The organism is Paraburkholderia ginsengisoli NBRC 100965, assembly GCF_000739735.1.
Taxonomy (GTDB): domain Bacteria; phylum Pseudomonadota; class Gammaproteobacteria; order Burkholderiales; family Burkholderiaceae; genus Paraburkholderia; species Paraburkholderia ginsengisoli.
Window position 1 is genome coordinate 44,440 of record NZ_BBJF01000003.1, and the last position, 22,567, is coordinate 67,006.

The following is a 22,567-nucleotide window of genomic DNA, read 5'->3' on the forward strand; positions in this document are numbered from 1 at the left end:
GCGCGGCCACCGACGGCACAGGAGCAGCCGATGGACACGATTCTGAAGCTCGACAACATCACTAAAAGCTTTCCCGGTGTGAAGGCGCTGCAAGGCATTCACCTGGAAATCGCGCGCGGCGAGATACACGCGCTGCTCGGCGAAAACGGCGCCGGCAAATCGACGCTGATGAAGGTTCTGTGCGGCATCTATCAGCCGGACGAAGGCACGATCACGATCGATGGCGAGGCGCGTCACTTCACAAACTATCACGACGCGGTGGCTGCGGGCGTTGGCATCGTGTTTCAGGAATTCAGCCTGATTCCGTATCTGAACGCGGTGGAGAACATGTTTCTCGGCCGCGAATTGAAGAATGGACTGGGCCTGCTCGAGCGCGGCAAGATGCGGCGCGCGGCGGCCGCGATTTTCCAGCGCCTCAGCGTCGCGATCGATCTGTCGGTGCCGATTCGCGAGTTGTCGGTTGCACAACAGCAGTTCGTCGAGATCGCCAAGGCGTTGTCGCTGGAAGCGCGCATTCTGATTCTCGATGAGCCGACCGCGACGCTCACGCCCGCCGAGGCCGAGCATCTGTTCGCGATCATGCGCGACCTGAAACAGCAGGGCGTCGCGATGATTTTCATCTCGCACCACCTCGAAGAAATTTTCGAAGTGTGCGATCGCATCACGGTGTTGCGCGACGGCCAGTACGTCGGCATGACGGAGGTCGCGCAATCCGACGTGGGGCGGCTGGTCGAGATGATGGTGGGGCGCCGCATCGAAAGCAGCTTTCCGCCGAAGCCGCCGTTGCGCACCGATGCGAAGATCGTGCTGAACGTCGACAAGCTGCAATTGCTGAAGGACGGCCCGGTGTTGAGCTTCACGCTGCGCGAGGGCGAGATTCTCGGCTTCGCGGGACTGGTCGGTTCGGGGCGCACGGAAACCGCGCTCGCGGTGATCGGCGCAGACTCGGCCTACGCGAAGGAGGTTCGCATCAACGGCGCGGCCGCGAAGCTCGCCGATCCCGCCGATGCATTGCGCGCGGGCGTCGGCATCTTGCCGGAAAGCCGCAAGACCGAAGGGCTGATTACCGACTTTTCGATCAAGCAGAACATCTCGATCAATAACCTCGGCAAGTATCGCGCGCTGCGGTTTTTTATCGATCAGCGCAGCGAGGCGCGCGCCACCGCGGACATCATGAAGCGCGTGGGCGTGAAAGCGCCGACGATGCATACCGAAGTCGCGACGCTCTCGGGCGGCAATCAGCAGAAGGTGGTGATCGCGCGCTGGCTGAATCACCACACCAACATCCTGATCTTCGACGAGCCGACGCGCGGCATCGACGTCGGCGCGAAAGCCGAAATCTATCTGCTGATGCGCGAACTCACCGCGCGCGGCTACTCGATCATCATGATCTCGTCCGAACTGCCGGAGATCGTCGGCATGTGCGACCGCGTCGCTGTATTCCGGCAAGGCCGCATCGAAGCGATGCTCGAAGGCGACGCGATCAACTCGAATGCCGTGATGACCTATGCGACCGCGGGCTCGCTTGGAGCAACTCATGAACACGCCTAATCCTTCTTCTCCGCCGAAAAGTTCTACGGTCAGCAGCGATACGCCTGGCGCGCCGGTGCGCTTCACGTGGGCCGCGCTGAAACGCTCGACGCTGTTCTATCCGTTCATCGGCCTGCTGGTCGTGTGCATCGTGATGGTGTTCGCGAGCGACAGCTTTTTGTCCGGCGCGAACATCGAGAACGTGCTGCGCCAGGTGTCGATCAACGCGATTATCGCGGTGGGCATGACCTGCGTGATTCTGACCGGCGGCATCGATCTGTCGGTCGGCTCGGTGATGGCGCTCGCGGGCACGCTCGCCGCCGGGCTGATGGTCGCCGGCATGAACGCGGTGGCCGCGCTGGCTGTCGGCGTCGCGGTCGGTCTCGGCTTCGGTGCGGCCAACGGCTTCTTCGTCGCATACGCCGGTATGCCGCCGATCATCGTCACGCTCGCGACGATGGGTATCGCGCGCGGCCTCGCACTGATCTACACGGGCGGTTATCCGATCGACGGCCTGCCCGACTGGGTCAGCTTCTTCGGCAGCGGCAAGATTCTCGGTATTCAGGCGCCGGTCGTGATCATGGCGGTGATCTACGTGATCGCGTGGGTGTTGCTCGAACGCATGCCGTTTGGGCGCTACGTCTACGCGATCGGCGGCAACGAACAGGCGACGCGTCTGTCTGGCGTGCGCGTCGCGCGCGTCAAGCTGATTGTGTACACGATCGCCGGTTTGACGTCCGCGTTTGCCGCGATCGTGCTAACCGCGCGTTTGATGAGCGGCCAGCCGAACGCGGGTGTCGGCTTCGAACTCGACGCGATCGCTGCTGTCGTGATGGGCGGCACGTCGATCTCGGGCGGACGCGGCTCGATCATCGGCACGTTGATCGGCGCGCTGCTGCTCGGCGTACTCAATAACGGCCTGAACATGGTCGGCGTGAATCCGTATGTGCAGAACGTGATCAAGGGCGGAATCATTCTGCTCGCGATCTATATCAGCCGCGACCGTCGAAAGTAGTGCTCCCTACCGACTCTCCATTTCTTCCTTTTCGCAGGACCATGCAATGACGACTCAAACCGACCAGCTGAACATGACCGCCATCGTCTGTCATGCACCGAAAGACTATCGCGTCGAGCAGGTGTCGAAGCCGCAGGCGCGCGCGCATGAACTGGTGATCCGCATCGCCGCGTGCGGCATCTGCGCGAGCGACTGCAAATGCCATTCGGGCGCGAAGATGTTCTGGGGCGGCCCGAGCCCATGGGTGAAGGCGCCGGTGATTCCGGGGCACGAGTTCTTCGGCTACGTCGAAGAGATCGGCGAAGGCGCGGCCGACCATTTCGGCGTGCAGAAGGGCGATCGCGTGATCGCCGAACAGATCGTGCCGTGCGGCAAATGCCGCTATTGCAAATCCGGTCAGTACTGGATGTGCGAAGTGCACAACATCTTCGGCTTTCAGCGCGAAGTCGCGGACGGCGGCATGGCCGAATATATGCGCATTCCGCCGACCGCGATCGTGCACAAGATTCCCGATGGCATTTCGCTCGAAGACGCCGCGATCATCGAGCCGCTTGCGTGCGCGATCCACACGGTCAATCGCGGCGAACTGCAACTGGACGATGTGGTCGTGATCGCGGGTGCAGGCCCGCTCGGGTTGATGATGACGCAGGTTGCGCATCTGAAGACGCCGAAGAAGCTGGTGGTGATCGACCTGGTGGAAGAGCGCCTCGCGCTCGCGCGTGAATACGGCGCCGACGTGACGATCAATCCGCAGAAAGAAGATGCGCTGGCCATCATCCATTCGCTCACCGACGGTTACGGCTGCGACGTGTACATTGAAACCACCGGCGCGCCGATCGGCGTCAATCAGGGGATGGACCTGATTCGCAAGCTCGGGCGCTTCGTCGAATTCTCGGTGTTTGGCGCGGATACGACGCTAGACTGGTCGGTGATCGGCGATCGCAAGGAACTCGACGTGCGTGGTGCGCACCTCGGACCTTACTGCTATCCGATCGCGATCGATCTGCTCGCGCGCGGACTCGTCACGTCGAAGGGCATTGTCACGCACGGTTTTTCGCTGGAAGAGTGGGACGAGGCGATCAAGGTCGCGAACTCGCTCGATTCGATCAAGGTGTTGATGAAGCCGCGCGCGTGAGCGCGAATCGTCGGCGCGAACGCGAGCGTCTGCACATGACAGGCCGCACACAAACGGAGACTGTATGAACTACGTCATCGGCGTCGATATCGGCACGCAGAGCACGAAGGCGCTGCTGGTCGATCAGCACGGCGCGATCATCGCGCAGCATGCGTCCAGCTATCAGCCGGATACGCCCAAACCGCTGTGGGCCGAGCAATGGCCGGCCGTGTGGTTGAAGGCGGTGGTGGAGTGCGTGGCCGCGTGTGTCGACGACGCGAAGCAGGCCGGCATCGCAGCGAGTTCGATCAAGGCGCTGTGCGTGAGCAGTCTGTACGGCGGCTCGGGCATTCCCGTCGACAGCGACATGAGGCCGCTCGCGCCGTGTCTGATCTGGATGGACCGCCGCGCGACCGCGCAGGTCGAATGGGTGCGCAACAACGTCGATCTCGACCGGCTGTACGCGATCACCGGCAACGGAGTGGACAGCTATTACGGGTACACGAAGATGTTGTGGCTGCGCGATCACGAGCCGGACGTGTGGGCGAAAACGCGCTATTTCCTGCCGCCGAACGCGTACGTGATCTACATGCTGACCGGCGAGGTGGCCGTCGATCACAGTTCGGCGGGCAACATCGGCGGCATCTACGACATCGGCAGGCGCGACTGGTCGGACGAAGCGCTCGACATGCTCGGCATTCCGGCGACGATGATGCCGGAGCGGCTGGTCGAATCGTCCGATGTGGTGGGCGGGCTGTTATCGCAGTGGACCGCGCAGCTTGGACTCGACGCGGGCACGGCGATCGTCGCCGGCGGTGTGGACGCGGCGATGGCGACGTTCGCCGCCGGCGTCACGCGCGCGGGTCAGCACGTCGCGATGATCGGCACGAGCATGTGCTGGGGCTATATCAACCAGAGCGTCGACGCGCGGCACGGGTTGATCAGCATGCCTCACGTCTTCAACGGGCAGCGCGATATCTACGTGTTCGGCGGCGCAATTACCGCAGGCGCGTCGGTCACGTGGTTTCGCGAGCAGTTCTGTCACGCGGAGATCGAAGCCGCGCGCGCGACGCCGCATGGCGACCCGCATCGTCTGCTCGAAGAGAGCGCCGCCAAAGTGCCGGCGGGTTCGGACGGCGTGCTGTTCCTGCCGTATCTGATGGGCGAGCGCAGTCCGGTGTGGGACGCGAAGGCGAGCGGTGCGTTCGTCGGGCTGAGTCTCTTTCATACGCGCGCGCATCTGTATCGCGCGGTGCTGGAGGGCGTGACGTTCGCGCTGAAGCACAACATCGAGGCGGGACGCAAAGGCGCGCAATCGCTCGACGACAAGTTGATCGTGGTCGGCGGTGCCGCGCATTCGGACCTGTGGATGCAGATCATCGCGGACGTCACCGGCTATCCGGTCTACACGATCGAACAGGATGTCGAAGCGGCGATGGGCGCAGCGTTGCTCGCGGCGGTCGGTATCGGACTGGTCGAGCGTGAAGCGGCCGAGGGCGGCTGGGTCACGTTGATCGAACGCGCGCAGCCCGACGCGAGGCGGATGGCGGTGTACGAAGCGCGCTTCGGCATTTATACGGACCTGTATCCGGCATTGAAGCCGGTCATGCATCGGTTGCAATCATCATGACTACGACCTTCGATTTTTCCGGCCGCTCGATTCTCGTGACGGGCGCATCGAGCGGAATTGGCCGCGCGACCGTCGAGGCATTGTGTGCATCGGGCGCGGCGGTCGTCGCGGCGGCGCGCAACGTGAACGAACTGGCGCGTCTCGCCGAGGAAACCGGCTGCGAGCCTTTGATGCTCGACGTCAGCGACGAAGCCGCGATCGACGATGCGCTGGCGTCGCTCGATGCGTTCGACGGGCTCGTGAATTGCGCCGGCATCGCGTTGCTGGAACGCGCGGTGGATACGACCGGCGCGAGTTTCGATCGCGTGATGGCGGTGAATACGCGTGGCGCGGTGCTGGTGGCCAAGCACGTCGCGCGCGGGATGATCGACGCGAAACGCGCGGGCAGTATCGTCAACGTGTCGAGTCAGGCGGCGCTCGTCGCGCTCGACGATCATTTGAGTTATTCGGCGTCGAAGGCGGCGCTCGATGCGGTGACGCGCGCGCTGTGCATCGAGTTGGGGCCGTTCGGGATTCGCGTGAACAGCGTGAATCCGACCGTCACGTTGACGCCGATGGCGGTGCAGGCGTGGAGCGATCCCGCGAAACGGGATCCGGCGTTGCAGGCGATTCCGTTGCGGCGCTTTGCGGAATCCGCCGAAGTCGCCGCGCCGATCATGTTTCTGCTCAGTGATGCGGCATCGATGATTAGCGGGGTGTGTTTGCCTATCGATGGAGGGTATACGGCAAGGTGAGCCGTGCCGCGCGAGCACGGCAACGGCAACCGGCTAGAGCATCGTCCTCACATGCCAAAGCTCGGGAAACAGCACCACGTCCAGCATCTTGCGCAAATACGGCGCGCCGCTCGTGCCGCCGGTTCCCTGCTTGAAGCCGATGATCCGCTCGACCGTGGTCGCGTGCCTGAACCGCCATTGGCGAAACGCGTCTTCGAGATCGACCAGTTCTTCCGCCATCTCGTACAGCTCCCAATGCTGCGACGGATTGCGGTACACCTCCAGCCAGGCCGCTTCGACCGACGCATCGTGCGTGGTGGGCTGGGTCCAATCCCGCTCCAGCCTCGACGGCGAAATCGCAAACCCGCGACGCGCGAGCAGACGCACCACCTCGTCATAGAAGGACGGCGCTTCGAGCGATGCTTTCACCTCGGCGAACACGTCCGCGCGATGCGCGTGCGGCTTCAACATCTGCTCGTTCTTGTTGCCCAGCAGAAACTCGATCTGCCGATACTGATACGACTGGAAGCCCGACGAACTACCGAGATAAGGCCGCATCGCGGTGTACTCGGACGGCGTCATCGTTGCGAGCACGCTCCACGCCTGCACGAGTTGCTCCATGATCCGCGACACGCGCGCGAGCATTTTGAACGCGGGCGGCAACTCGTCGCGATGCACGGCCTGCAGTGCGGCGCGCAACTCGTATAGCGCCAGCTTCATCCACAGTTCGCTCGTCTGATGCTGGATGATGAACAGCATCTCGTTGTGATCCGGCGACAACGGATGCTGCGCGTCCAGCACCGTGCCGAGCGACAGGTAGTCGCCGTAGCTCATCGAGTCGGAGAAGTCGAGCTGCGCGTCGTGCCAGCCGGTGTCGGAGTCGGTCGTCGCGGAAGAAGCAGCGGTCGAACCAGCCGCCGAAGCGGCGGCCATTGCCCCGCCGCGCCCATGTCCAAACGGGCAGCCCTGCGCCACGGGCTCTTCCGGCAAACCCGGCGTTCGCATGTGATCGGTCATCGTGCGCTCCTCAGGTCACGGCGCCGCGAGCGGCGAACTCGGGTGCGCGCCAGGTCTCCTGCGCGAGCACCTCACGCAAGGTTTCGACGGCGTCCCACACATCGACGAAGCGCGTATAAAGCGGCGTAAAGCCGAAACGCAACACATGCGGCTCACGGTAATCGCCGATCACACCGCGCGCGATCAACGCCTGCATCACCTCATAGCCATGCGGATGTTCGAAGCTCGCATGCGAGCCGCGCTGCGCGTGCTCGCGCGGTGTCACGAGCTTGAGCGGAAACTCGCTGCAACGCGTTTCGACCAGCTCGATGAACAGATCGGTCAGCGCGAGCGACTTCTGGCGGACCGCCTGCATGTCGGTTTGCAGGAACACGTCCAGGCCGCATTCGACCAGCGCCATCGACACCATCGGCTGTGTGCCGCACAGGAAACGGCCGATGCCGTCGTCAGGCCGGTACGTCGGGTTCATCTCGAACGGCGCGCGATGTCCCCACCAGCCCGACAGCGGCTGCGCGAAATCGTTTTGATGGCGCTTGGGCACCCAGACGAACGCGGGCGAACCGGGGCCGCCGTTCAGATACTTGTACGTGCAGCCGACCGCGTAATCCGCGCCGACGCCGTTCAGATCGACCGGCACCGCGCCCGCCGAATGCGCGAGATCCCACAGCGCGAGCGCGCCCTTGTCGTGGATCAGTTTGGTCAGCGCGGCCATGTCGTGCATGTAGCCGGTGCGGTAGTTCACGTGCGTGATCATCGCGATCGCGGTGTCGTCGCCGATCGCGGCGGGCAGCTCGGACGGATCGTCGACGAGGCGCAGTTCATAGCCGCGGTCGAGCTGTTCGATCAGGCCTTGCGCGATGTACAGATCGGACGGGAAATTCGAGCGTTCGGACACGATCACGCGACGCTTCGGATCGCGCGCATTGGCGACCCGCACCGCCGCCGACAGCAGCTTGAACAGGTTGACCGAAATCGTATCGGTGACGACCACTTCGTCGTCGTCGGCGCCGATCAACGGGGCGAGCTTGTTGCCGAGGCGACGCGGCAGCGCGAACCAGCCGGCGCTATTCCAGCTGCGGATCAGGCCTTCGCCCCATTCGGCGGCGATCACGGTCTGCGCGCGTTGCGCGGCGGCGGCCGGCGGCACGCCGAGCGAATTGCCATCGAGGTAGATAGTGGTCGGCGACAGCGCGAACTGGTCGCGCAGCGTCGCGAGCGGGTCGGCGCTATCGAGCGCCAATGCTTCGTTACGGTGGTTCATGGTGGTTTCGTCGGTCGGGTCAGTGAGAGCCGGCGAGGCCGGCCGGTTCGGTGTGTTCGATGAATCCAGTGAGTTCGGGCAAGCTCAACGCGCGTCGGGCAGCGCGCGCAATACCGCGCGCACCGGGCTCGCGTCGAGCGTGGTGAGCTTGAGCGGCAGTGCGATCAGTTCGTAGTCGCCGGGGGCGACGGCGTCCAGCACGATGCCTTCGAGAATCGCCATCCGATGCGCGCGAATCCGGTGATGAGCATCCATCGTCTTCGATTCCTGCGGGTCGAGCGACGGCGTGTCGATGCCGATCAGCTTTACGCCGCGCGCCGCGAGCAGATCGATCGTGTCCGGCGCGACCGCGCAGAACGCGCTGTCCCACGCGGTCGTCGGTGCCTGTCTGTAAGTGCGTAGTAAGACTCGCGGCGGGAGATGATCGAGCGAGCCGGCCAGGTGTTGTGGCGTCACAACAGGCGACGCGCCAATGCAATGAATCACTCTGCATAAACCGAGATAGGCATCGAGCGGCACCTCGCCGATCGCCGCGCCGTTCGCGTCGTAGTGCAGCGGGGCGTCGGTGTGTGCGCCGGTATGCGGCGACAGCGTCAGCCGCGCGACGTTGACCGGCGAGCCCGCCTCCATGCGCCATACGCGCTCGATGCCGACCGGCGTGTCGCCGGGCCAGACGGGCGTGGCGGGATCGACGGCGGGGGTAATGTCCCAGAGTGTCTGCATGTCTCGAACGGCGAATTGTGGGTATCCGGGAATGATAGGCGGCCTGTCGCAAAATGTGATTGCGAAAAAATCACCTTCGGAGCCGTGTCTTGGAACATAATTTGATTCAAACGGGAAAGGGAGACCGAATATGAACGCGATCTCGCTCGACGCCACCGATTGCCGTATTTTGACGGTGCTCCAGCAAGAAGGACGGATCAGCAATCTGGATCTCGCGGAGCGCATCTCGCTCTCGCCATCGGCCTGTCTACGGCGCCTGCGTCTGCTGGAGGAGCAGGGGGTCATCGAGCATTACCGCGCGTGTCTGAACCGCGAGGTGCTGGGTTTCGAACTGGAGGCGTTCGTGCAGGTGTCGATGCGCAACGACCAGGAGAACTGGCATGAGCGCTTCGCGGAGGCGGTACGCGACTGGCCGGAAGTGGTCGGCGCGTTCGTCGTGACCGGCGAGACGCATTATCTGCTGCGCGTGCTCGCGCACAACCTCAAACACTATTCGGATTTCGTGCTTCAGCGTCTCTACAAGGCGCCGGGCGTGATGGATATTCGCTCGAATATCGTGCTGCAGACGTTGAAGGAAGATTCCGGCGTGCCGGTGTCGCTGGTGAAGAAAAGCGCCGGGCATGGCGCGTCGCATAACGACCGGTGAAGACAGCATGAAGCGGCGCGAAGCGCGGCCGGTTCCGTGACTGACTGATATAACCAGGTTCAGCAGGCGCACGGGCGAGGCGGCGCTGATCGCATGTGCGCGTTGCACTGCCTGTCTTTCGCGCGCGGCGCACCCACGCCATGCGGCTATAGTTTCAGAGCGGCTTCAGACCGTGAAACAGGCCGTTCTGAAACACCAGCGGCGCGATCTCCGCCGCATTTTCATGCACGCCGCAGCGCTCCACTTCGCCGACGAAAATCACGTGGTCGCCTTCCTCGTAGCGGCTGCGGTTATGGCATTCGAACCACGCGAGCGCGCCGTCGAGCACCGGCATGCCGGTGTCGCCTTGCGCATGCGACACGCCTTCGAAGCGGTCGCCCTTCACGGTCGCGAAGCGTTTGCACAGATCAAGCTGCGACGCAGCCAGCACGTTGACCACGTAGTGGCTGTTCGCGCGGAACACCGGCATCGACGCCGAGCGCGTGGCGAGACTCCATAGCACCAGCGGCGGATCGAGCGACACCGAGTTGAACGAGCTGGCCGTGATGCCGATCAACTGGCCGGACTCGGCGCGCGTCGTAATCACGGTGACGCCGGTGGCGAATTGACTGAGCGCCTGTTTGAAGGCGGTCTGGTCGAAATTGGGCGGGCTGGCGCGCTTCATCGGGCGCAAGCCACTGGCGTGAAGCGGGTCAGGGGCGGGCTGAACCCGAAGCACGCGCGGTCGAAAACAATTGATTCGAAAGTCATAGTGAAAATCGTCGATTTGGCCCAATTTTAACTGCAATCGCGGCGCACGGGCCCGCGACCTCCGCCGGTCAGTGGAAAACCCGCTAAGCTAAAAAGTCCCGCGCGTGGCACGAGCATTGCGGCGAAACAGGGCCGGCATCGGCCGATTATCAGTATCAAGGAGCGAGCAGCATGAGTCAGACAGGCGAAGTCGCCACCCTCGGTGGCGGGTGTTTCTGGTGCCTCGAGGCGGTGTATCTGGGCGTCGACGGGGTGAATTCGGTCGAGTCGGGCTATGCGGGCGGCCAGACCCGCGAACCGACCTACGAACAGGTGTGTGATGGCGAGACCGGTCACGCAGAAGTGGTGAACGTCGACTTCGATCCGGCGAAGATCAGCTATCGCGAGATTCTCGATATTTTCTTCGCAATCCACGATCCGACCCAGTTGAACCGGCAGGGCAACGACGTCGGCACGCAATATCGGTCGGTCATCTTCACCCATTCCGACGCGCAGCGTGAAACGGCGCTTCAGGCGATCCGCGAGATCGGCGAACAGCAGATTTACGACGGGCAGATCGTCACCCAGGTGCTGCCGCTCGACGGCAATTACTGGCCGGCCGAGGCGTATCACCAGAACTATTTTGCGCAGCATCCGAATCAAGGGTACTGCTCGTTCGTGGTGGCGCCGAAGGTTGCGAAATTTCGTCAGAAGTTCGCGCATCGGATCAAGGCGAGTTGAGGCGGCTTGATCTGGGATGGCCGCCCGGTGCCGGATTTCACGGCGCGGGCGGCCGTTTTTTTGAGCGCGTTGTTTTTCGTGGCGGACCGGGGTCTAAAGTGGCGTGGGCTGGCGCTGCGGTCCGCGTGCGAAGGGGCGCCTGCGAATTCTCGACGTCGAGGCGCTTTGAAGCGGCACGGCTTGAAGTGTGGCCGTCTGCCGCGTCCCGTCGCACCGCGTTGCCTAAGCCGGGCCATCGCCTGGCTCGTCAGCCTCGTCCTGCTACTGCTGCGACTCATCCGGCCGCGGCTGTTCATGCTCGTGCTCGTGAGCCTGGCGCGCATACGCGTCGATAATCGCCCGCGCGAGCTCCACGCAGCTTAGCGGCGCCGAACCCTCCGCCTTGTTGTTGATCGCGATTACCACGGGCTGGCCGGCCAGCGCGTAGCGCGCGGCCAGCTCGGCGAGCGACGCGCGCGTGGCCGGGTCATGATCGACCAACTGATTGAACGGCTCGTACTTGGCCTTCGCCTGTTCGTATTTGAAGCCGCCGTGCAAACTCCAGCGCACGATCAGCGGACCGGCCGGCTCGCCGTCCAGCAGCGCGAGCGCCGCGGCCTGGCGCAGTGGGTCCGGCATCCGCGCATGAATCCCCACGCAATACCGCACGCCCGTCGTTTTCAGCGTGCGGATAAAGCGCGGCGTGAGCAGGCTAGCGTCGCGAATTTCAATCGCGTAGCAGGTGCCGTCCGGCAGCTTCGGCAATGCCGTCAGGAATTCGGCGAGACGTTCGATGAACACTGCCGGCTGCGCGAGCATCTGGTCCGGCAGCGGCGAAAGCTGGAACACGAGCGCTCCGGCTTTCGCGCCGAGCCCTTCGAGACAGGGTGTGACGAATTCGTCGATCGCCATCTGCGCGTTCAGGAAGCACGGGTTCAGCGAGACCGGTTCGCCGCGTTCGGCGCGCACGGTGGCGTCGGTGATCGTCATCGGCGCTTTGACGATGAAGCGGAAATGCTCGGGGACTTGCTGCGCGTAGCGCAAGTAGTCGGTGACCGGCAGCGCCTGATAAAACGACCGGTCGATGCTGACCGTCTTCAGCAGCGGATGCGCGCCATAGGCGGCGAGGCCGTCGCGCGAGAGTTTGCTGTTGCTGTATTCGTCGCCGTAGACGATGCCGTTCCAGCCTGGAAACGACCACGTCGAGGTGCCTAGGTGGATCTGCGGCGGCAACTCGGCCGCGAGCGCGAGCAGTCCGGGCGACGGCGGGGCCGCCAGGATCTCGCGGGCGCGGCGTTTTTTGGGGACGTCGGCGGGCGCGGATGAGGCGTCGGAAGTGGCGGGCGATGCGTTATCGGGCGCACCGTCTTCCTGCCAGAGCGAGGCGCGAGCGCCGGGTTTCGTGCGCGGTTGCCGCTGGCGCTCGGGGCGTGCAGTGGCTGCGGGCGCGGCGGCGCGAGCATCGGCGGAAGACTGCGCGGCGTCGGCGTCCGCTTCAGCAGCCGCGCGCTGCGGCCTGCCACCCCGCGCATCCGTGGTCGACGCACCGGCCGCCTGCTCCACCGGCATCCCGAACAGATCGAATTGCACGGCTTCGCCATCGGCGTCATCACGCGAGCCGCTTACTGGCTGTTCAACTTCGCTTATCCCGCTCTGGCCCATCGATGTCCGACCTGCTGTTCAAAGTTGCGCCGCGCCGGTCCGCTCATGCACTCGCCGCGGCGCAACCGGCTCACAGCGGTTTTTCGTACATGTAGCGGCGCGACCACGGCAAGGTTTTCGCGCTGCGGCCGGCCTTGCGGCACACGACCTGGTAAATCGACACGTCGTCGGTTTCGAACGCATACGCGCAGCCGGCCAGGTACACGCGCCAGATGCGGAATTTTTCGTCGTCGACCAGCTTGCGGGCTTCGTCCGCATTCGCCTCGAAACGTTCCGCCCACAGGTCCAGCGTGTGCGCATAGTGACGGCGCAGGCTTTCGACGTCAACCGCTTCGAGCCCGCCGCGCTGCATCGCTTCGAGCGCGAGGCTGATGTGCGGCAGCTCGCCGTCGGGGAACACATAGCGGTCGATGAATTCGCCACCGCCAAGCGCGGTCTCGCCGCTGTCCGAATCGCTCGACGTGATGCCGTGATTCATCGCGATACCGTCGTCGACCAGCAGGTCGCGGATCTTCTCGAAGTAGCCCGGCAGATTCTTGCGGCCCACGTGCTCGAACATCCCGACACTCGTGATGCGATCGAATTGCCCTTCGACGTCGCGATAATCCTGCAGGCGGATTTCGATCTGGCCTTCCAGACCCGCTGCCTTCACGCGTTCCGTGGCGAGATTGAACTGGTTCTGCGAGAGCGTCACGCCCACGCACTTCGCGCCGAACTTCTGCGCGGCGCGCAGCACGAGCGCACCCCAGCCGCATCCGATGTCGAGCAGACGCTGCCCCGGCTGCAACTGGATTTTCGTGAGGATGTGATCGATCTTCTTGATCTGTGCGGTGGCGAGATCTTCATTGCCGTTCTCGAAGTACGCGCACGAGTACACCATGTTCTCGTCGAGCCACAGCCTGTAAAACTCGTTCGACACATCGTAGTGGTACTGGATCGCCTTCCTGTCCGACGCCTTCGAGTGATTGAAGTAACGCCGCACGCGCGCCAGCTTGCCCGCGCTGGTCACGGTATTGCGCGCCAACTGGTAGCCGATGTTGATGATGTCCGACAGTTTGCCTTCGATGTCGATCTTGCCCTTCACGTACGCCTCGCCGAGATTGTCGAGGCTCGGTTCGAGCAGATAGGGCAGTGCCGTCGCGCTTTTGACATGTAGCGTGACCTGGGGCGCGGCGAACTGCCCGAAGTCATGTTGCTGGCCGTCCCACAGCACGAGGCGTGCAGGCAGGTTAGCCTTGGTTTTGACGTCTTCTACCCACTGCGCCAGCTTCTTCTCCCAGAACATGTGATCTCTCCGTGTCCGTTGAATTAAAGCAAAGCTTGTGTGGATGGCGACCCAGTGCGGCGCAACTCCCATACCGCGAGACGCGATCCGGCCGGCGCGCGCCGCTGCGTTGGCGGCGCACTGCCGACGTGATATTCCGATTCAAGGCGATAGGCGGGAGATTTGCCAGTCGCTGTTTTCGCTTGCGCGTGCATAGAGCAGACGGTCATGCAGACGCGACGGCCGGCCCTGCCAGAATTCGATTGCTTCGGGGACCAAACGATAACCGCCCCAGTGCGGCGGACGCGGCGGCTGGTCGCCGTATTGCAGGCTGATTTCGCGCTCGCGCGTTTCGAGCTGCGAGCGGCTTTCAATCACCTGACTCTGATTCGATGCCCACGCGCCGATACGCGAACCGAGCGGACGCGACGCGAAGTACGTATCGCTTTCGGCCGCGCTCGTTGTGACAATACGTCCCTCGACGCGCACCTGGCGTTCGAGCTCGATCCAGTAAAACAGCAGGCTCGCGTACGGATTGGCGGCCAGTTCGCGGCCCTTGCGGCTTTCGTAATTGGTGAAGAACACAAAGCCGCGCTCGTCGACGCCCTTGATCAGCACGATGCGCGCCGACGGCCGGCCGCGCGCGTCGACCGTGGCCAGCGTCATCGTATTCGGTTCGGGCAATTTGGCGTCGACAGCTTGTTGAAACCATGTGTCGAATTGACGGATCGGATCGCGATCGACATCGCCAACGTCCAAAGAACCCAGCGAATAGTTTTTTCGAAGTTCGGCGAGTGAGGTCATGTTCTTATGCGAACGCTACAGTCCAACAAGTATAGCTAAGGAGTTAATTTTTTGCGCGCGACCAGGACAAGACCGCGGGAGATACGTGGCTTTCGCGCTTCACCGTCATCACGTCTGCGTCGATCCCACTCGACGCCTTCAGGCAAAATACGGGCTGAGTACGCCAGAACGCCTGAGCGCCGTCACTTTCTGTTTCGCCTGTCTTCCAACGAGCCCCGCCACCATGTCCAGCACCGCCGCGCAATCCGATCTTACTACCAGCCTCGACGGGAGTGAAACCGCCGACCACGCGCGGCGCTTCGGCGGCATCGCGCGTCTGTACGGCGCGCCGGCGCTCGCCGCGTTCGAAGGCGCGCATGTCGCGGTGATCGGTATCGGCGGCGTGGGGTCGTGGGTCGCCGAGGCGCTCGCGCGCAGCGCGGTCGGCACGCTGACGCTGATCGATCTGGACAACGTTGCTGAAAGCAACACGAACCGGCAGATCCATGCGCTCGACGGCAACTACGGGAAGCCGAAAGTCGAAGCGATGGCCGAGCGCATCGCCGCGATCAATCCGTATTGCGATGTGCGGCTGATCGAGGACTTCGTCGAGCCGGACAACTTCGCGGCCACGCTCGGCGGCGGTTTCGATTACGTGATCGACGCGATCGACAGCGTGCGCACGAAGACCGCGCTGATCGCGTGGTGTGTGGAGCGCAATCAGCCGTTGATCACGGTGGGCGGCGCGGGTGGCCAACTCGACCCGACGCGCATTCGCATCGACGATCTCGCGCTGACGATCCAGGACCCGCTGCTGTCGAAAGTGCGTGGCCAGTTGCGCAAACAGCATGGTTTTCCTCGCGGGCCGAAGGCGAAGTTCAAGGTGAGCGCGGTGTATTCCGACGAGCCGTTGATCTACCCGGAAGTCGCCGTCTGCGATATCGACGAGGAAGCCGAGCACGTCAGCACGTCGCCGGGTCACACGGGACCGGTTGGATTGAACTGTGCGGGATTCGGTTCGAGCGTGTGCGTGACCGCGAGCTTCGGTTTCGCAGCGGCCGCGCATGTGTTGCGGGCGTTGGCGAAGCAGGCGGTGACGTGAAGCGTTGAGCGCCGCGGAAAACGCGCACCGTATTCAAAGGCAGGGACGCGAGCAATGCGCGGCGCATTCAGCGTGCATTCAGCACACATTGGCGGGCATTAGGGCGCGGCGGCCGCATGTGCCGTGACGCGCCCGAAGCTCGCTTAATCAATGAATCAGTACAGCAATGCGCTCAGCTTGCGTCGCCATTGCGACACCAGCTCCGGCTGATGCGCGGCCAGATCGAACACCGACAACATCGTCTTGCGGCCGATATCGTCGCGGAACGTGCGATCGCGTTGCACGATCGCCAGCAGGTGTTCGAGCGCTTCACCATATTTGCGGCGCGCGATCAACGCGCTGGCCAGATCGAAGCGCGCTTCGAGATCGTCGGGAGCGGCTGCGACTTTGGCTTCGAGCGCATCGGTCGGCGGCAGGTCCGCGGCGGCATCCACTGCGTCGAGGCGCGTCTTGATTGCGTTAAAGCGCACGTCGATGCCTTGCGTCGTTTTCGGCGACAGCAGATCGACTTCATTGCGCGCCTCGTCGATGCGGTTGTCTTCGAGCAGCAGTTCGATGCGGTCCATGCGCGCTTCGTCGAAGCCCGGGTCGTACGCGAGGGCGGCTTGTAGCGCGTCGTACGCGTCTTCGCGGCGGCCCTCGGCCAACGCGGTTTGCGCTTCGAGACGCGCGGCATCCGCGCCTTGCGGCACGAGCCGCTCGAGGAATTCGCGCAATTGACCTTCGGGCAACACGCCGATGAACTGATCGACCGGCTGGCCGTCGGCGAAAGCGACCACGTGCGGAATGCTGCGCACCTGGAAGTGCGCGGCCAGTTCCTGATTCTCGTCGACGTTGACCTTCACCAGCTTCCATTTGCCGGCCGCTTCGGCTTCGAGCTTTTCCAGCATCGGGCCGAGGCTCTTGCAGGGGCCGCACCACGGCGCCCAGAAATCGACCAGCACGGGGGCCAGTGTCGACGCCGTGATGACGTCCTGTTCAAAAGTGGCCAGAGTGGTGTCCATTGCTTCCTCGTCGATAAAAACAGTTTGTCTTTAATTGGGGCCGAACGGCGTGGATTCAATGCGGGGCGCCGGCTTGGTCCGGTCGTCGCTCATTGCGCCCGATACGTGCTCCTTTGCGCTCATTTACGTGCCGGCAGCGGAATCCATTCGGTCTCGCCGGGCACGTGGCCCATCTCCTGATTCGTCCACGCGAGTTTCGCGGCCTCGATCTTCTCGCGCGAACTGGCGACGAAATTCCATTCGATAAAGCGCTCGCCATCCAGCTTCTCGCCGCCGAGCAGCATCACGCGCGCGCCGTGCGTGCTGGCGAGCGTGACCGTTTCGTCGAGCGCGAGCACCGCCATCTGGCCGGCTTCGAGCGGCGTGCCGTCGATCTCCAGGTCGCCGTCGACCAGATACACGCCGCGTTCCTCGTGTTCCGGTTCGAGCGCGAACGCGCCGCCCGGCGAGAACTCCGCGGCGACGTACAGCGTGCCCGAGAACGTCGCGACCGGTGACTCCACGCCGAAGGCCGTGCCCGCGATCACGCGCAGCGAAACGCCGTTGCGCTCGACGACCGGCAGCGTGTCCGCGGCGTGATGCGCGAACGACGGTTCGACCTCTTCGTCCGCGAGCGGCAGCGCGACCCAGGTCTGGATGCCGTGCATCGTCAGGCCGCTCGCGCGGTCTTCGGCGGGCGTGCGCTCGGAATGCACGATGCCGCGTCCCGCAGTCATCCAGTTGACGTCGCCGGGGACGATCTTCTGCTCGGAGCCGAGGCTGTCGCGGTGCATGATCGCGCCTTCGAACAGATAGGTGACGGTGGCGAGGCCGATGTGCGGATGCGGCCGCACGTCGAGGCCGACGCCGGGTTCGAGCGTCGCGGGGCCCATGTGGTCGAAGAAGATGAACGGGCCGATCAGGCGCGCCGCCATGGCGGGCAGCACGCGCCGCACGGTCAGACTGCCGACGTCGCGCAGATGCGGTTTGAGGACTGCTTTGATCGAGGAAGTCATGGGCGGGCTCGGCTGGAATAATCGGTGAGATTTGGTTTAATAGACGATTCTACTGCGCAGCGCGCCATGCCGACGGCTCGCGACACAGCGGCGCTGCGGGAACCCGTAGGATGCGCGGCCGCGCCGCGCTGCCGCCTCCGCTAAACTGCCGGATTAAACAATCAATCGGAGACCGGGATGTCGCCCAGGGATTTGCTGCTCGCGCTCGTGGTGGTGCTCGCGTGGGGCGTCAACTTCGTCGTGATCAAGGTGGGCCTGCACGGTGTGCCGCCGATGCTGCTCGGCGCATTGCGCTTTACGGTCGCGGCGGTGCCGGCGGTGTTTTTCGTCAAGCGCCCGAATCTGCCATGGCGCTGGCTGCTCGCGTACGGCGCGACGATCTCGTTCGGGCAATTCGCGTTTCTGTTCTCGGCGATGTACGTCGGCATGCCGGCGGGACTCGCGTCGCTGGTGCTGCAGGCGCAGGCGTTTTTCACGCTGATCTTCGCGGCGCTGTTCCTGCATGAACGCTTTTGCGCGCCGAACGTCGTGGGCTTGCTGATCGCGGCGGGCGGGCTCGCGGTCATCGGCCTGCAAGGCGGGCACTCGATGAGCGTCGCCGGTTTCGTGCTGACGCTGTGCGCCGCGTGCATGTGGGCGCTCGGCAACATCGTCACGAAGAAACTCGGCAAGGTCGATCTGGTCGGGCTGGTGGTGTGGGGCAGTCTGATTCCGCCGCTGCCGTTCTTCGCCGCGTCGTATCTGTTCGAGGGGCCGCAGAAAATCGTGGCCGCGCTGACGGGCATCAGCGCGATGTCGATCTTCGCGATCGTGTATCTCGCGTTCATCGCGACGTTGCTCGGCTACGGCTTGTGGAGCCGCCTGCTGTCGCGCTATCCGGCGAGCCAGGTCGCGCCGTTCTCGTTGCTGGTGCCGATCGTCGGGCTGGCGTCGGCGTCGCTGTTGCTCGATGAGCAGTTGACGGCGGTGCAGATTGGCGGCGCGTTGCTGGTGATGGCAGGCCTTGCGGTGAACGTGTTCGGCGGGTGGGTCGTGCAGCGGTTGATGCCGGCGCGTTGAGCGCATCATGAACAACGGCCGCATCGAGCGGCCGTTGTTCATTGCATCACTGCGCGCAAATGCATCACGTCATGCGGTTTTTCGCCAGCGGCGGATTCGCCGCGAAATAGCGCTTGATGCCGGTCATGATCGCGTCGGCCATCTTCTCGCGATACGCGTCGTCGTTGAGCCGGCGCTCCTCGTCCGGGTTGCTGATGAACGCGGTCTCGACGAGGATCGACGGAATGTCCGGCGCCTTCAGCACCGCGAACCCCGCCTGTTCGACCGAGCCCTTGTGCAGCTTGTTGATCCCGCCGATTTCCTTCAGCACGAAGTTGCCGTAACGCATCGAGTCGCGGATCTGCGCGGTGGTCGACATATCGAATAGCGCGCGATTGACGGTGGCGTCGGCGGACTTGATGTTGATCCCGCCGATCTGATCCGACGAGTTCTCCTTGTTCGCCATCCAGCGCGCGGCGGCGCTCGACGCGCCGTGCTCCGACAGCGCGAACACCGACGAGCCCTTCGCGTCCGGCGTGGTGAACGCATCCGCGTGGATCGACACGAACAGGTCCGCACCGACGCGCCGCGCCTTCTGCACGCGCACGTTCAGCGGCACGAAGAAGTCGGCGTCGCGGGTCATCATCGCGCGCATGTTCGCCTGCGCGTCGATCTTCGCGCGCAGCTTCTTCGCAATGTCGAGCGCGACGTGCTTCTCGTAGGTGCCCGAGCCGCCGATCGCACCCGGGTCTTCGCCGCCATGACCCGGATCGATCGCGACGGTCAGCAGACGCACCGTGTTGCTCTTGCCGGATTTGGGCGTGCTGAACGCGTAGGTGTCGTCGCTGCCTGCGTCGTCGCTGTCCTGATCGCGTGCGCTGCTGTTGCTGCCTTTATTGCGCGCGAGCGCGGCGGGCGGCACGAGCGGTGGTGCAGTCGGCGTGGCCGGCTTGCCGGCGATGACCGGCGCTGTCGGTGCAGTCGGCGTGGGCACGACATGCGTCGGCGCGCGCGGCGCGGCATTGCCGCTTGCGCCGCCGTTCTGCGCATAGCGCTCGAAGAACGCTTCGCTGTTGTCGGCGGTGGGCGGCGTCGTGCCGGGGCCGCTCAGCGTGGCCGGCGGCGCGCTGTTCTCGTCGTTCAGCGTCTGCTGCTTGCGCTCCGTCTGCGCGAGCAGATCCATCAACGGATCGGGGGCGACAGCCGGGTACAGGTCGAACACCAGCCGGTACTTGTACGCGCCGACCGGCGGCAGCGTGAACACCTGTGGCTTCACCGAACCCTTTAGGTCGAACACCATGCGCACCACGTGCGGCTGATATTGCCCGACCCGCACCGACGAAATCTGCGGATCGTTCGGCGTGATCTTCGAGACGAGATCCTTGAGCGCCTGATCGAGATCGAGGCCGCTCAGATCGACCACCAGACGGTCCGGTCCCTGCAACAACTGCTGTGCGTTCTGCAACGGCTGATCGGATTCGATCGTCACGCGCGTGTAGTCGCGCGCGGGCCAGACCCGCACGCCGAGCACCGAGCTGGCCGATGCGAGCCGCGGTGCGACGAGGCCGAGCACGAGCGTCGAGGCGCCCGCGCGAAGAATCTGCCGACGCCGCCAGTTATGCGTGGCGGTGGCCGCCGATTCGATCGAGCGGAACGGTTTGATCAACATCTTTCGAGACATGCCTTTCCTGATTCGCTGTATGCCCGTGCGACGAGCATGCGGCCGTTGCCCTCGTTGTCGAGGTCGAGCGAGAAGACGAGATCCGGCACGCCGAGGAGACGCCCTGCGCGTTGCGGCCATTCGACGAGGCAGATCGCGCCGCTGTCGAAGTATTCGCGAAAGCCCGCGTCGGCCCATTCGGCCGGATCGGTGAATCTGTACAGATCGAAGTGATAGAGCGCGAGTTCCCCGCCTTCGTCTTGCGGCCGCTCGAGCACATAAGGTTCGACCAGCGTGTAGGTGGGACTGCGCACGCGGCCGCTATGACCGAGCCCGCGCAAGGTCGCGCGCACGAGCGTGGTCTTGCCCGCGCCGAGGTCGCCGACGAGTTGGACCTGTAGCCCGTGGAACGCGTTGCCGCTCGCGGCGATCGCGGCGCGCACGCTTTCGATCGCCTGCGCGAAGCGCGCGCCGAAGGCGAGCGTGGCGGCTTCGTCCGCGAGCGCGAAGGTGCGTTCGAGCAGCACGGCGGCGGGCGGTTGAATCGCGTGATCGGGATTGGCAGGCATTCTCGTAAAATGGCGTGATGAACCGAAGTCCGGAGTCCCCTGTTTCCAGCACGCCCGCATCCGTCGATGCCGAGCGTGCAGTGCGTCATTTCGATGAAGTGGCGCTGAATGCGCTCGCGCTGAACATCAAAAGCTGGGGCCGTGAATTGGGTTTCGGGGGGATCGGCATTAGCGACACCGATCTGTCCGCCGCCGAAGCGCCGCTTGCAGCATGGCTGGAAGCGGGGTGCCACGGCGAGATGGATTATATGGCGAAACACGGCATGAAACGCGCGCGGCCCGCCGAGCTTGTGGCCGGCACGCGACGTGTGATTACCGCGCGTATCGCTTATTTGCCTTTCGCAACGTTGAGCGGCGACGCGAGCGGAACCACTACGGGAGACGGCCCGCTCGCGCAGGACTGGCGCGCAGCCGAGCATGCGCGGCTCAGAGACCCATCGGCGGCGGTGGTGTCGATCTATGCGCGCGGCCGCGACTATCACAAGGTGATGCGTAACCGTTTGCAACATCTGGCCGACAGGATCGAAGCCGAGATCGGGGCGTTCGGCTACCGCGTCTTTACCGATTCGGCGCCGGTGCTCGAAGTCGAACTTGCGCAGAAGGCGGCCATCGGCTGGCGCGGCAAGCATACGCTGCTGCTGCAACGCGACGCGGGCTCGCTGTTTTTCCTCGGCGAAATCTACGTCGACGTGCCGCTGCCGACCGATGCCGAAACCCAGCCCGAAGCGGCGCCCGAAACGCCGGGCTCGCATTGCGGCAGTTGCACGCGCTGCCTCGGGGCGTGTCCGACCGGGGCGATCGTCGCGCCGTACAAGGTCGACGCGCGGCTGTGCATCTCCTATCTCACGATCGAACTCAAAGGCAGTATCCCCGTTGACCTGCGGCCGCTGATCGGCAACCGTGTGTATGGCTGCGATGATTGCCAGCTCGTGTGTCCGTGGAACAAGTTCGCGCAGGCCGCGCCCGTTGCCGATTTCGATGTGCGGCATGGGCTCGATCGCGCGTCGCTGGTGGAACTCTTCGCGTGGAGCGCGGACGAGTTCGATACCCGTATGCAGGGCAGTGCGATTCGCCGCATCGGCTATGAGAGCTGGCTGCGCAATCTTGCGGTGGGGATGGGCAATGCGCTGCGGGCGTCGTCGGGAAGTTTGAGCGGCGCGGCGCGCGAGGCGATCGTGCAGGCATTGCGGCAACGCGTCGATGACTCTTCCGCCGTGGTGCGCGAACACGTGGAGTGGGCGTTGGAAGCGGCGTAAAGTGGCGGCAGTCGGGTGGGCCGTGAATGGTAAAAGAGGTTTGCACGAAGCGTTTTGCGCGGCCTGGTTCGCGTGCAAGGTCGGCGTGCGCAACGCCGGCGTACGCAGTGGCAAGCGGCTCGCGGTGTCAGTGAGG

21 protein-coding genes are annotated in these 22,567 nt (G+C 64.2%); 10 read left to right on the top strand and 11 right to left on the bottom strand.

The window, feature by feature from the left end:
* The first annotated feature begins 30 nt into the window (after window positions 1–30).
* From BGI01S_RS01245 to BGI01S_RS01265, 5 genes are all read left to right on the top strand, one after another.
* Window positions 31–1,551 (top strand): sugar ABC transporter ATP-binding protein, encoded by a 1,521-nt coding sequence (locus tag BGI01S_RS01245; RefSeq protein WP_042321327.1) that lies wholly within the window; start codon window positions 31–33, stop codon window positions 1,549–1,551.
* Window positions 1,538–2,545 carry an ABC transporter permease gene (locus BGI01S_RS01250; RefSeq protein ID WP_042321330.1) on the top strand — a complete coding sequence of 336 codons (1,008 nt, stop codon included), beginning with the start codon at window positions 1,538–1,540 and terminating at the stop codon, window positions 2,543–2,545. Before BGI01S_RS01245 ends, BGI01S_RS01250 begins: the two co-directional genes overlap by 14 nt.
* 46 nt (window positions 2,546–2,591) lie before the next feature.
* Window positions 2,592–3,680: an alcohol dehydrogenase catalytic domain-containing protein gene (locus tag BGI01S_RS01255; protein WP_042321332.1), complete on the top strand. Its 1,089-nt coding sequence runs from the start codon at window positions 2,592–2,594 to the stop codon at window positions 3,678–3,680.
* A 64-nt stretch (window positions 3,681–3,744) separates the two neighbouring features.
* Complete coding sequence (locus BGI01S_RS01260) at window positions 3,745–5,289, top strand: FGGY-family carbohydrate kinase (RefSeq protein ID WP_042321334.1); 1,545 nt, start codon at window positions 3,745–3,747, stop codon at window positions 5,287–5,289.
* Complete coding sequence (locus BGI01S_RS01265) at window positions 5,286–6,023, top strand: SDR family oxidoreductase (protein WP_042321336.1); 738 nt, start codon at window positions 5,286–5,288, stop codon at window positions 6,021–6,023. Before BGI01S_RS01260 ends, BGI01S_RS01265 begins: the two co-directional genes overlap by 4 nt.
* A gap of 33 nt (window positions 6,024–6,056) precedes the next feature.
* Here BGI01S_RS01265 and kynA read toward each other — a convergent pair whose 3' ends face one another.
* The 3 genes from kynA to kynB all read right to left on the bottom strand — a co-directional run bounded on the left by kynA (window position 6,057) and on the right by kynB (window position 9,003).
* Window positions 6,057–7,019 carry a tryptophan 2,3-dioxygenase gene (gene kynA / locus BGI01S_RS01270; protein ID WP_042321338.1) on the bottom strand — a complete coding sequence of 321 codons (963 nt, stop codon included), beginning with the start codon at window positions 7,017–7,019 and terminating at the stop codon, window positions 6,057–6,059.
* A gap of 10 nt (window positions 7,020–7,029) precedes the next feature.
* Complete coding sequence (kynU, locus tag BGI01S_RS01275) at window positions 7,030–8,280, bottom strand: kynureninase (protein WP_042321339.1); 1,251 nt, start codon at window positions 8,278–8,280, stop codon at window positions 7,030–7,032.
* 84 nt (window positions 8,281–8,364) lie between these two features.
* Window positions 8,365–9,003: an arylformamidase gene (kynB, locus tag BGI01S_RS01280; protein WP_042321342.1), complete on the bottom strand. Its 639-nt coding sequence runs from the start codon at window positions 9,001–9,003 to the stop codon at window positions 8,365–8,367.
* A gap of 130 nt (window positions 9,004–9,133) precedes the next feature.
* Here kynB and BGI01S_RS01285 point away from each other — a divergent pair, with 130 nt between their 5' ends.
* The gene (locus BGI01S_RS01285) at window positions 9,134–9,649 is read left to right on the top strand and encodes an Lrp/AsnC family transcriptional regulator (protein WP_042321345.1); all 516 of its coding nucleotides are present in this window, start codon (window positions 9,134–9,136) and stop codon (window positions 9,647–9,649) included.
* Between the two features lie 154 nt (window positions 9,650–9,803).
* On the opposite strand, the gene BGI01S_RS01290 is transcribed toward BGI01S_RS01285, so the two are convergent.
* Window positions 9,804–10,313 (bottom strand): flavin reductase family protein, encoded by a 510-nt coding sequence (locus tag BGI01S_RS01290; protein WP_042321347.1) that lies wholly within the window; start codon window positions 10,311–10,313, stop codon window positions 9,804–9,806.
* 257 nt (window positions 10,314–10,570) lie between these two features.
* Here BGI01S_RS01290 and msrA point away from each other — a divergent pair, with 257 nt between their 5' ends.
* Window positions 10,571–11,119 (top strand): peptide-methionine (S)-S-oxide reductase MsrA, encoded by a 549-nt coding sequence (gene msrA, locus BGI01S_RS01295; RefSeq protein ID WP_042321351.1) that lies wholly within the window; start codon window positions 10,571–10,573, stop codon window positions 11,117–11,119.
* 261 nt (window positions 11,120–11,380) lie between these two features.
* On the opposite strand, the gene BGI01S_RS01300 is transcribed toward msrA, so the two are convergent.
* The 3 genes from BGI01S_RS01300 to pdxH form a co-directional block, all read right to left on the bottom strand.
* Window positions 11,381–12,760 (bottom strand): DUF72 domain-containing protein, encoded by a 1,380-nt coding sequence (locus BGI01S_RS01300; protein ID WP_042321354.1) that lies wholly within the window; start codon window positions 12,758–12,760, stop codon window positions 11,381–11,383.
* A gap of 70 nt (window positions 12,761–12,830) precedes the next feature.
* Window positions 12,831–14,045, bottom strand: a complete 1,215-nt coding sequence (locus BGI01S_RS01305) for an SAM-dependent methyltransferase (RefSeq protein ID WP_042321356.1) — start codon at window positions 14,043–14,045, stop codon at window positions 12,831–12,833.
* 141 nt (window positions 14,046–14,186) lie between these two features.
* The gene (gene pdxH, locus BGI01S_RS01310; protein ID WP_042321359.1) at window positions 14,187–14,828 is read right to left on the bottom strand and encodes a pyridoxamine 5'-phosphate oxidase; all 642 of its coding nucleotides are present in this window, start codon (window positions 14,826–14,828) and stop codon (window positions 14,187–14,189) included.
* Window positions 14,829–15,051: 223 nt separating this feature from the next.
* Here pdxH and tcdA point away from each other — a divergent pair, with 223 nt between their 5' ends.
* Window positions 15,052–15,909 carry a tRNA cyclic N6-threonylcarbamoyladenosine(37) synthase TcdA gene (gene tcdA / locus BGI01S_RS01315; protein WP_042321362.1) on the top strand — a complete coding sequence of 286 codons (858 nt, stop codon included), beginning with the start codon at window positions 15,052–15,054 and terminating at the stop codon, window positions 15,907–15,909.
* Window positions 15,910–16,064: 155 nt separating this feature from the next.
* Here the strand turns inward: tcdA and trxA are convergent, their stop codons facing one another.
* Both trxA and BGI01S_RS01325 read right to left on the bottom strand, forming a co-directional pair.
* Window positions 16,065–16,913, bottom strand: a complete 849-nt coding sequence (trxA, locus tag BGI01S_RS01320; RefSeq protein WP_042321366.1) for a thioredoxin — start codon at window positions 16,911–16,913, stop codon at window positions 16,065–16,067.
* Window positions 16,914–17,032: 119 nt separating this feature from the next.
* Window positions 17,033–17,908, bottom strand: a complete 876-nt coding sequence (locus BGI01S_RS01325; RefSeq protein WP_042321368.1) for a pirin family protein — start codon at window positions 17,906–17,908, stop codon at window positions 17,033–17,035.
* Between the two features lie 177 nt (window positions 17,909–18,085).
* Here BGI01S_RS01325 and BGI01S_RS01330 point away from each other — a divergent pair, with 177 nt between their 5' ends.
* Window positions 18,086–18,967, top strand: coding sequence for an EamA family transporter (locus BGI01S_RS01330; protein ID WP_042321371.1), 882 nt, complete (start codon window positions 18,086–18,088; stop codon window positions 18,965–18,967).
* A 64-nt stretch (window positions 18,968–19,031) separates the two neighbouring features.
* On the opposite strand, the gene BGI01S_RS01335 is transcribed toward BGI01S_RS01330, so the two are convergent.
* Both BGI01S_RS01335 and tsaE read right to left on the bottom strand, forming a co-directional pair.
* Complete coding sequence (locus BGI01S_RS01335; RefSeq protein ID WP_042321374.1) at window positions 19,032–20,627, bottom strand: N-acetylmuramoyl-L-alanine amidase; 1,596 nt, start codon at window positions 20,625–20,627, stop codon at window positions 19,032–19,034.
* A complete protein-coding gene (tsaE, locus tag BGI01S_RS01340; protein WP_042321377.1) occupies window positions 20,609–21,175 on the bottom strand; it encodes a tRNA (adenosine(37)-N6)-threonylcarbamoyltransferase complex ATPase subunit type 1 TsaE in 567 nt (188 codons plus the stop codon). Before tsaE ends, BGI01S_RS01335 begins: the two co-directional genes overlap by 19 nt.
* Window positions 21,176–21,192: 17 nt before the next feature.
* On the opposite strand from tsaE, the gene queG reads away from it, so the two are divergent.
* Window positions 21,193–22,431, top strand: coding sequence for a tRNA epoxyqueuosine(34) reductase QueG (gene queG / locus BGI01S_RS01345; RefSeq protein ID WP_042321380.1), 1,239 nt, complete (start codon window positions 21,193–21,195; stop codon window positions 22,429–22,431).
* The last annotated feature ends 136 nt before the right edge of the window (window positions 22,432–22,567 follow it).